Source organism: Pseudomonas sp. Bc-h (assembly GCF_002080045.1).
Taxonomy (GTDB): domain Bacteria; phylum Pseudomonadota; class Gammaproteobacteria; order Pseudomonadales; family Pseudomonadaceae; genus Aquipseudomonas.
The window spans coordinates 1-2,500 of record NZ_MUIN01000003.1; the positions used below are offsets into that span (position 1 = coordinate 1).

2 rRNA genes (1 of these 2 cut by a window edge) are annotated in these 2,500 nt (G+C 52.4%); both read right to left on the reverse strand.

Annotated elements, in window-relative coordinates:
- Positions 1–19 precede the first annotated feature (19 nt).
- A 5S ribosomal RNA gene (rrf, locus tag BWR59_RS04740) occupies positions 20–135 on the reverse strand.
- Between the two features lie 150 nt (positions 136–285).
- Positions 286–2,500: ribosomal RNA gene (locus BWR59_RS04745) — 23S ribosomal RNA — on the reverse strand (it continues 678 nt past the right edge of the window).

Here is a 2,500-nt window from a genome sequence, read left to right on the forward strand (position 1 = left end):
ATGGGGTTTCGGAATTTAATCTTGACGATGACCTACTCTCACATGGGGAAACCCCACACTACCATCGGCGATGCATCGTTTCACTGCTGAGTTCGGGATGGGATCAGGTGGTTCCAATGCTCTATGGTCGTCAAGAAATTCGGGTACCGAACCGTGGCTTGCGCCGCGTTTCAGCAAATCGGGTATGTGATCAGGTTCATCTGTGCTGCAAACCTTCGGTGCATGTCATCTTCACAGTCACCGCAATCTGATGCTCTCTCGAGTCGCAGATTGCTTGGGTGTTATATGGTCAAGCCTCACGGGCAATTAGTATTGGTTAGCTCAACGCCTCACAGCGCTTACACACCCAACCTATCAACGTCGTAGTCTTCGACGGCCCTTCAGGGAACTCAAGGTTCCAGTGAGATCTCATCTTGAGGCAAGTTTCCCGCTTAGATGCTTTCAGCGGTTATCTTTTCCGAACATAGCTACCCGGCAATGCCACTGGCGTGACAACCGGAACACCAGAGGTTCGTCCACTCCGGTCCTCTCGTACTAGGAGCAGCCCCTCTCAAATCTCAAACGTCCACGGCAGATAGGGACCGAACTGTCTCACGACGTTCTAAACCCAGCTCGCGTACCACTTTAAATGGCGAACAGCCATACCCTTGGGACCGGCTTCAGCCCCAGGATGTGATGAGCCGACATCGAGGTGCCAAACACCGCCGTCGATATGAACTCTTGGGCGGTATCAGCCTGTTATCCCCGGAGTACCTTTTATCCGTTGAGCGATGGCCCTTCCATACAGAACCACCGGATCACTAAGACCTACTTTCGTACCTGCTCGACGTGTCTGTCTCGCAGTCAAGCGCGCTTTTGCCTTTATACTCTACGACCGATTTCCGACCGGTCTGAGCGCACCTTCGTACTCCTCCGTTACTCTTTAGGAGGAGACCGCCCCAGTCAAACTACCCACCATACACTGTCCTCGATCCGGATAACGGACCTGAGTTAGAACCTCAAAGTTGCCAGGGTGGTATTTCAAGGATGGCTCCACGCGAACTGGCGTCCACGCTTCAAAGCCTCCCACCTATCCTACACAAGCAAATTCAAAGTCCAGTGCAAAGCTATAGTAAAGGTTCACGGGGTCTTTCCGTCTAGCCGCGGATACACTGCATCTTCACAGCGATTTCAATTTCACTGAGTCTCGGGTGGAGACAGCGCCGCCATCGTTACGCCATTCGTGCAGGTCGGAACTTACCCGACAAGGAATTTCGCTACCTTAGGACCGTTATAGTTACGGCCGCCGTTTACCGGGGCTTCGATCAAGAGCTTCGCGTTAGCTAACCCCATCAATTAACCTTCCGGCACCGGGCAGGCGTCACACCCTATACGTCCACTTTCGTGTTTGCAGAGTGCTGTGTTTTTAATAAACAGTCGCAGCGGCCTGGTATCTTCGACCGGCATGAGCTTACGGAGCAAGTCCTTCACCCTCACCGGCGCACCTTCTCCCGAAGTTACGGTGCCATTTTGCCTAGTTCCTTCACCCGAGTTCTCTCAAGCGCCTTGGTATTCTCTACCCAACCACCTGTGTCGGTTTGGGGTACGGTTCCTGGTTACCTGAAGCTTAGAAGCTTTTCTTGGAAGCATGGCATCAACCACTTCGTGTTCAAAAGAACACTCGTCATCAGCTCTCGGCCTTGAAATCCCGGATTTACCTAAGATTCCAGCCTACCACCTTAAACCTGGACAACCAACGCCAGGCTGGCCTAGCCTTCTCCGTCCCTCCATCGCAATAACCAGAAGTACAGGAATATTAACCTGTTTTCCATCGACTACGCTTTTCAGCCTCGCCTTAGGGACCGACTAACCCTGCGTCGATTAACGTTGCGCAGGAAACCTTGGTCTTTCGGCGTGGGTGTTTTTCACACCCATTGTCGTTACTCATGTCAGCATTCGCACTTCTGATACCTCCAGCAAGCTTCTCAACTCACCTTCACAGGCTTACAGAACGCTCCTCTACCGCATCACCCTAAGGTGATACCCGTAGCTTCGGTGCATGGTTTGAGCCCCGTTACATCTTCCGCGCAGGCCGACTCGACTAGTGAGCTATTACGCTTTCTTTAAAGGGTGGCTGCTTCTAAGCCAACCTCCTAGCTGTCTAAGCCTTCCCACATCGTTTCCCACTTAACCATGACTTTGGGACCTTAGCTGACGGTCTGGGTTGTTTCCCTTTTCACGACGGACGTTAGCACCCGCCGTGTGTCTCCCATGCTCGGCACTTGTAGGTATTCGGAGTTTGCATCGGTTTGGTAAGTCGGGATGACCCCCTAGCCGAAACAGTGCTCTACCCCCTACAGTGATACATGAGGCGCTACCTAAATAGCTTTCGAGGAGAACCAGCTATCTCCGAGCTTGATTAGCCTTTCACTCCGATCCACAGGTCATCCGCTAACTTTTCAACGGTAGTCGGTTCGGTCCTCCAGTCAGTGTTACCTAACCTTCAACCTGCCCATGGATA